Source organism: Streptomyces sp. NPDC059900 (assembly GCF_050270335.1).
Classification (GTDB): domain Bacteria; phylum Actinomycetota; class Actinomycetes; order Streptomycetales; family Streptomycetaceae; genus Streptomyces.
In genome coordinates, this window is the sequence record NZ_JBNNJZ010000411.1 from 1 (window position 1) to 7323 (window position 7323).

Sequence of the window (7323 nt, forward strand, 5' to 3'; positions counted from 1 at the left end):
CCCCTTTAGTGTGTGCGGATGGATGCTCCGGACAGCCTGACGGTCATGACCTTCGCGGACGCCGCCCGCCTCGCGGCCTGGCTCGACGAGCACCACGCCGGCTCGCCGGGGGTGTGGGTGAAGCTCGCCAAGAAGGGCTCGGGAGTGGCCTCGGTGACGTCGGCCGAGGTCAATGACGCGGCGCTCTGCTACGGCTGGATCACCGGCCACCGCAAGGCGTACGACGACGTCTTCTACCTCCAGAAGATCACCCGTCGGCGCCCGCGCAGCCTGTGGTCGCAGGTGAACGTCGACCGGGTCGCGGAGCTGACCGCCGAGGGCCGCATGCGCGAGCCGGGCCTCGCGGAGGTGGCGGCGGCGCGGGCGGACGGGCGCTGGGAGGCGGCGTACGCGTCCCAGCGCACCGCCACGGTCCCGGAAGACCTGGCGGCGGCTCTGGCGGCCGCTCCGGAGGCCCGCAAGACCTTCGAGGCCCTGAGCAAGTCGGACCAGTACGCGGTGTTGCACGGGCTGATGACGGCCAAGAGCCCCGCCACGCGCGCGGCCCGCCTGGAGCGCATGGTCGCGAAGCTGGAGGCGGGCGAGAAGGTGCGCTAGCGCCGGTTCTTCCCTGCGGGCGCGTCGTGGCTGCTCGCGCAGTTCCCCGCGCCCCTGACGGGGCGCTCCCCGCGGACAACAAAAGGAGAGCGCCGAGTACGGGACCGTCCGTACTCGGCGCTCTGGCTGAGGAGTTGTTGCCGTCCGACCGCGCGCGACTGGCGGAACATGCATACGCGCTGCCGGACGGAGTCATGGGGGCCCAAGGCCCAGTTCAAGGCCCAGGGGCCAGAAAGCGGCTGGGACCGCGGCGGCCGCGAATGGTCCGGCGGTGTTCCCCTCCCTCAGGTCGAGAAGGGAGCCGCCTGACCTTCACCACCGCACTGGCTCGCAGAGCCGCCGCGGTCCTCGTCCGGCCCGTACACCACGGGACCACCCCTCATCCGGGTTCCGTGATGCTGCGGGCACAGCACCGGTGAGTTGACCTCCCGTCAAATCACCGGTGCAGCTCGGGAGTTCTAGTCCTCGCGCAGGGCGCGGACCGCCTCCTCCACGCGCTTGCCGTACTCGGGGTCGGCGGCGTGGAAGTGGGCGAGGTTCTTCTCGATGACGTCGTCACGGCTGACCTGCGAGAGGCCGCCCGCGATGTTCGCCACCAGGCGTGCCTGCTCCTCGGCCGACATCAGGCGGTACAGCTCGCCCGCCTGGAAGAAGTGGTCGTCCTTGGTGTGCAGCGGCGCCTCGTGCGTGCCGGTGTGGCCGGTGACGGCCAGCGGCGCGGAGAGCGGCTGACCGGTCTCGGCCGGGCCGTCGTACGAGTTGGGCTCGTAGTTCTTGCGGTCGCGGCCGTACGCGTTGGACGCCATCAGGCCGTCACGGCCGTAGTTGTCCGCGGTGGTCGCCTTCGGCGCGTTCACGGCGAGCAGGGTGTGGTTGACGCCCAGGCGGTAGCGGTGCGCGTCCGCGTAGGCGAACAGGCGGCCCTGGAGCATCTTGTCGGGCGAAGGACCGATGCCCGGCACGAAGTTGTTCGGGGAGAACGCGGCCTGCTCGACCTCGGCGAAGACGTTGTCGGGGTTGCGGTCCAGGACCAGGCGGCCCACGCGCTGCAGCGGGTAGTCGCTGTGCGGCCACACCTTCGTCAGGTCGAAGGGGTTGAAGCGGTAGTCCGCCGCGTCCGCCGCGGGCATGATCTGCACGTGCAGCGTCCAGGACGGGTTCACGCCGCGCTCGATGGCCTGGAGCAGGTCCGTCTGGTGCGAGTTCGCGTCCTTGCCCGCGATCTCCGCGGCCTGGTCCGACGACAGGCTGCGTACGCCCTGGTTCGTCTTGAAGTGGTACTTCACGAAGAAGGCTTCGCCCGCCGCGTTCGTCCACTGGTAGGTGTGCGAGCCGTAGCCGTTCATGTGGCGGTACGACGCGGGGATGCCGCGGTCGCCCATCAGCCACGTCACCTGGTGCGTCGCCTCGGGGGCGTGCGCCCAGAAGTCCCAGACGTTGTCCGGCTCCTGCTTGCCCGTGAAGGGGTCGCGCTTCTGGGAGTGGATGAAGTCGGGGAACTTGATCGGGTCCTTGATGAAGAACACCGGGGTGTTGTTGCCGACGAGGTCGTAGTTGCCCTCTTCGGTGTAGAACTTCAGCGCGAAGCCGCGCGGGTCACGGACCGCGTCCGCGCCGCCGAGGCTGTCGGCCACCGTGGAGAAGCGCAGGAACGTCTCGGTGCGCTTGCCGACGGTGTTCAGGAAGTCGGCCGAGGTGTACGCGGTGACGTCGTCGGTCACCTCGAAGTAGCCGTACGCGCCCGAACCGCGGGCGTGCACGACACGCTCCGGGATGCGCTCGCGGTTGAAGCGGGCGAGCTTCTCGAGGAGGTGCTGGTCCTGGAGGAGAAGCGGGCCACCGACGCCGGCGGTGGCGGAGTTCTGATTGTCGGCGACGGGGGCGCCGGACTCGGTCGTGAGCACACGCTTCGACATGGTGGCGAGGTTGACCTTCCGTACGGACTACTGAAACTGCTGAGTGAGGTGACGTGAGCGTAAGTACGCCTGAACTGCTACGTCAACAGTTTGTTGAATTTTTCGACGAGGCATGGGTTCCGGGCCGCGACGGCGCCTGGGCGCGACAGGACAGGTGTCAGCGCCGCCGCGACCCGGAAGTTTCAGGGAGCTCCAAAAGCCTCTGGGGGCTGCTTAGAGCTCGGCGCCCGAGAGGCGCTCGACACCGCGCAGGAGCGCGGAGTGGTCCAGGCCGCCGTCACCCTGCGTGCGCAGCGAGGCGACGAGCTGGGCCACGACGGCGCCGACGGGGAGCGAGGCACCGACATTGCGGGCGGCGTCGGTGACGATGCCCATGTCCTTGTGGTGCAGGTCGATCCGGAAGCCGGGCTTGAAGTCGCGCTTGAGGAAGTTGTCCTTCTTGCGGGTCAGGACGGTGGAGCCGGCGAGCCCGCCGTTCAGGACGTCGAGGGCGGCGGACAGGTCCACCCCGGACTTCTCCAGGAAGACCACGGCCTCGGCGCACGCCTGGATGTTCACGGCGACGATGAGCTGGTTGGCGGCCTTCACGGTCTGGCCCGAGCCGTGCGGACCGCACAGCACGATGGTCTTGCCGAGGGCGTCGAGGAGGGGCTTGGCCTCGTCGAAGTCGGCCTGCTCGCCGCCGACCATGATGGAGAGCACGGCTTCGATGGCGCCGGCCTCGCCGCCCGACACGGGGGCGTCGAGGACGCGGATGCCCTTGTCCTTGGCGGCCTTGGCCAGGTCCACGGAGGTCTGCGGGGTGATCGAGGACATGTCGACGATCAGCGCACCGGACTTCGCGTTCTCCAGGATGCCGTCCTCGCCGTACGCGATGGCTTCCACCTGCGGGGAGGCGGGCACCATCGTGACGATCACGTCGGCGTCCTTGACGGCCTCGGCGATCGACTTGGCGACGGTGCCGCCGGCCGCGGCGAGGCGGTCCAGCTTGTCCTGCTCGAGGGTGAAGCCGGTGACGGAGTAACCAGCCTTGATCAGGTTCTCGGACATGGGGGAGCCCATGATGCCGAGTCCGATCCACGCGATCTTGGGAAGGTTGCTCATGAGGGAGCCTCTCTAAAACTCTTCTACTTCAACGAATCGGGTGCTGCGCGCCGGGTGGGCGGGCGGTAAGAATTCCGCCGCGAAGTGCGGTCTAGCCCGCGGAGGGCAGCCAGCCGAAGGCCTCGGCGCTGGGCCGGTCGCCCGCCTTGTACTCCAGCCCGACGTACCCCTCGTAACCGGCCTTGCGGAGCTGGTCGAGCAGCTCTTCCAGAGGCAGCGACCCCGTGCCCGGGGCCCCACGGCCAGGATTGTCGGCGATCTGCACGTGCGCGGTCTGCGCGACGTACCGGTCGATGACGGCCGGCAGGTCCTCGCCGTTCATGGACAGGTGGTACAGGTCCATGAGGAACTTCGCGTTGCCCAGGCCGGTGGCGGAGTTCACCTTGTCGACCACGGCGATCGCCGCGTCCGCGCTGACGATCGGGCAGCGCGGCGACTCGGGCTTGTTCAGGGCCTCGATCAGCAGCACCGCACCCACGCGGTCGGCCTCGCGGGCCGCGAGCACCAGGTTTTCCAGGGCGAGTTCGTCCTGGACCGCGGGGTCCACGCCCTCCACCCGGTTGCCGTAGAGCGCGTTGAGCGCCTTGCAGCCGAGGGACTTGGCGAAGTCCGCCGCCACCGGGAGGTTCGCGCGGAACTTCTCGCTCTCCTCGCCCGGCACCGACAGGGCGCCGCGGTCCGGTCCCGGCAGCTGGCCCGCGTAGAAGTTCAGGCCCACCAGCTCTACGCCGGCGTCCGTGATCGCGGCCCGCAGGGCGTCGAGCTCGGACTGCTCGGGGGTGGGGGCGTCGACCCAGGGCCACCACAGCTCGACCGCCGTGAAGCCCGCCGCGGCGGCGGCCGCGGGGCGCTCCAGGAGCGGGAGTTCCGTGAAGAGGATCGACAGGTTCACATTGAAGCGCTGGTCGGAGTATCCCATGGGGCTTCCGCGCTCCTTCCGTATTGCGGAAGTTAATTTCTGTCTGATGGAAGATTGCCGTTGAGGCTCTGCTCTTGTCAAGAGGGGTCCGACGGAAAAACGCCACGCCCGCCCCTGTGTGCGGGGCAGCGAAAGGCCGACGGCCGCCTCCGGGGAGGCGGCCGTCGTGTGCCGTCGGGTTCTTGCGCGGCGGGGAAGCGGGCTGCTCTCAGTCCGCGAGATGCGTGATCACGATGTGGTCACGACCAGCTTTCCGCGGGTGTGCCCCGCGCGGATGAGGTCGTGCGCCTCGGCGGCCTTCTCCAGGGGGAAGGTCCGCGCGATCTCGACCCGCATCCGGCCGTCGGCGGCCAGCCGCCCGAGTTCCGTCAGGTCGGCGGTGGAGGGGCGGGCGAAGAGGTACGTCCCGCCGAGCTCCACGGCCCGCGGGTCGGTCACCGACACGAGGCGCCCGCCGGGGGCGAGCAGGCCCGGCGACATCCGCAGGGCGCGCGCGCCCGCCGCGTCGAGGACCGCACTCACGCCGCCGGGTGCCAGCGCCCGGACGCCTTCGGCCGGCGCCCGCCGATAGGTGACCGGCTCGGCCCCCAGCGCGCGCAGGAAGGCGTGGTTGTCCTCACCGGCGGTGCCGATGACCCGGGCGCCCAGGGCCACGGCGATCTGCACGGCGAAGACGCCGACTCCGCCCGCGGCGGCGTGCACGAGCACCGTGTCCCCGCCGGTGACGCGCAGCCGGTGCACCAGGCTCTGGTACGCGGCGAGCCCGGCCAGCGGCAGCGCGGCGGCCTCGGCCCAGGTCAGCCCGGCCGGCTTGGGCGCCAGGGTGCGCACCGGGGCGGCGACGAGTTCGGCGAAGGTGCCGTGGCCCAGGCGGTCCGGCCACACGAAGCCCATCACCTCGTCGCCGGGGGCGTACTCGGTGACGGCCGGGCCGGTCCGCTCCACCACTCCGGCCACGTCGAAGCCGGTGACGACGGGGAACACCGTGTCCATCACGGGTGCGAGCAGCCCCTCGCGCGCCTTCCAGTCGATGGGGTTCAGGGAGGCGGCGCGCATGCGGACGAGCACATGGTCGGGGCCGAGCAGGGGGTCGGGGAGTTCGCCGTACTCAAGTACCTCGGAGCCGCCGAAGCGCCGGAAATGGACCGCCTTCATCAATGCCCTCCGCCTGCTAGCCGTGCACTGCCGTGCGGACGCCGGTGTCCGCGGAAGCAGCCTGTGCGGAGGATCTGGGCGGATTTCTTGACGGGAACTGAAACCGGGGCTCAGTCCCGCGGCGCGAACCGGGCGAGCAGCAGGTCGACCCGCTCGCGCATGAGTCCGGAGCGCAGCCGGCCGCTGCGCTCCAGGACCACCATGCCGTGCAGCGCTCCCCAGATGACCTCGGCGGCGAGTTCGGCGTCGTCCCCGGGCGTCACGGCGGTGACCGCCGCGATGAGCTCGCCGAAGGTCTCGACGAGCGGCAGGGGGGTCTCGGCGGACGCGAAGGTGAGCGACGAGGAGAGCTCGAACATCGCGCCGTAGAGCGCGGGGTTGGCCCCGGCGAAGTCCAGATAGGTCTCAACCACGGCCCGCAGGGCGGCCGTTGCGCCGTCCGCCGAGGCGCGTGCCGCGCGCAGCGTGCCCGTCAGCTCCCCGAAGCCCTCCAGGGCGACCGCCCCGACGATGGCCTCCTTGCCGTGGAAGTGGCTGTAGAGCACCGGCTGGCTGTACTCGATCTCCTCGGCGAGCCGCCGGGTGGTGACGGCGTGCCAGCCCTCCGCCTCGGCGAGACGGCGCGCGGTGTCCAGGATGAGCTGATTGCGGCGCTGGTACTCGCGTTCGCGCCGTGCACGGATCGACATGCCCACAGATTAGCCACCGGAGGGTGCGGAATTCGCCGTTGCGTTGCCATTGACAGGATTGCTAGTGTCGCTAGATATCCACGGGGGTGGTGATTGCCTGCGGGCGAGCCATGCCTCTGGACGCAACTGTTCCGATACGGACGATCCGCATCTGGAGGAATGGTGACCCAGCGTTCGCCCGCCACGGCCGCGGTGGACCGCGGCCGTACGACGTGGGCCATGATCATCACGTCCCTCGCCGGCTTCATGGCATCGCTCGACATCCTCATCGTGGTCACCGCGCTGCCCGCGATCCGCGAGGATCTCGGCGGTGGCATCGAGGACCTGGAGTGGACGGTCAACTCCTACACGCTCACCTTCGCCGTGCTGCTGCTCCTCGGCTCGGCCCTCGGCGACCGCTACGGACGGCGGAGAATTTTCGTCGTCTCCATCGCGGTGTTCACCGCGGCCTCGGTCGCCGCGGCGCTCAGCACGTCGACGGGCGCGCTGATCGCGGCGCGTACGGTCCAGGGCGCGGGCGCGGCGATGATGGCCCCGCTCACGCTCACGCTGCTGACCACGGCCGTGCCCAGGGAGCGGCGCGGACTCGCCTTCGGCCTGTGGGGCGCGGCCAACGGCCTTGCCCTGGCCCTCGGTCCGCTGGTGGGCGGCATCGTGGTGGAGGGCATGTCCTGGAAGTGGATCTTCTGGGTGAACGTCCCCATCGGCCTGCTGCTCATCCCGCTCGCCCACCGGCGGCTGCGCGAGAGCCACGGCCCTGCGGGACGGCTCGACACGGTCGGCACCCTGCTGGTCAGCCTGGGGCTGCTAGCCCTGGTCCTGGCGCTGATCGAGGGCAACGCGCAGGGCTGGAGCTCGGCGCAGACCCTCGTCGAATTCGCCCTGGGAGCCGTCCTGTTGGCGCTCTTCCTGCTCTGGGAGTCCCGCGCCCGACACCCCATGC

Annotated in this window: 7 protein-coding genes; 2 read left to right on the plus strand and 5 right to left on the minus strand. The window is 70.3% G+C overall.

Going from position 1 to position 7323, the window contains the following annotated elements:
* Positions 1 to 18: 18 nt before the first annotated feature.
* Positions 19 to 597 (plus strand): YdeI/OmpD-associated family protein, encoded by a 579-nt coding sequence (locus tag ACQKIP_RS34345; protein ID WP_365863148.1) that lies wholly within the window; start codon positions 19 to 21, stop codon positions 595 to 597.
* A gap of 458 nt (positions 598 to 1055) precedes the next feature.
* On the opposite strand, the gene ACQKIP_RS34350 is transcribed toward ACQKIP_RS34345, so the two are convergent.
* The 5 genes from ACQKIP_RS34350 to ACQKIP_RS34370 form a co-directional block, all read right to left on the minus strand.
* Positions 1056 to 2513, minus strand: a complete 1458-nt coding sequence (locus ACQKIP_RS34350) for a catalase (RefSeq protein ID WP_365863150.1) — start codon at positions 2511 to 2513, stop codon at positions 1056 to 1058.
* Between the two features lie 213 nt (positions 2514 to 2726).
* Positions 2727 to 3617 (minus strand): 2-hydroxy-3-oxopropionate reductase, encoded by an 891-nt coding sequence (locus tag ACQKIP_RS34355; RefSeq protein WP_365863151.1) that lies wholly within the window; start codon positions 3615 to 3617, stop codon positions 2727 to 2729.
* A 91-nt stretch (positions 3618 to 3708) separates the two neighbouring features.
* A complete protein-coding gene (locus tag ACQKIP_RS34360; RefSeq protein ID WP_365863152.1) occupies positions 3709 to 4536 on the minus strand; it encodes a TIM barrel protein in 828 nt (275 codons plus the stop codon).
* 228 nt (positions 4537 to 4764) lie between these two features.
* On the minus strand, positions 4765 to 5691 hold the full coding sequence (locus ACQKIP_RS34365) for an NADP-dependent oxidoreductase (protein WP_365863153.1): 927 nt from the start codon (positions 5689 to 5691) through the stop codon (positions 4765 to 4767).
* A gap of 110 nt (positions 5692 to 5801) precedes the next feature.
* Positions 5802 to 6380 (minus strand): TetR/AcrR family transcriptional regulator, encoded by a 579-nt coding sequence (locus tag ACQKIP_RS34370; RefSeq protein WP_365863155.1) that lies wholly within the window; start codon positions 6378 to 6380, stop codon positions 5802 to 5804.
* A 159-nt stretch (positions 6381 to 6539) separates the two neighbouring features.
* Between ACQKIP_RS34370 and ACQKIP_RS34375 the strand changes: the two genes are divergently transcribed.
* Positions 6540 to 7323, plus strand: a 784-nt coding sequence (locus ACQKIP_RS34375) for an MFS transporter (protein ID WP_427745041.1), incomplete at its 3' end; no start/stop codon positions are given.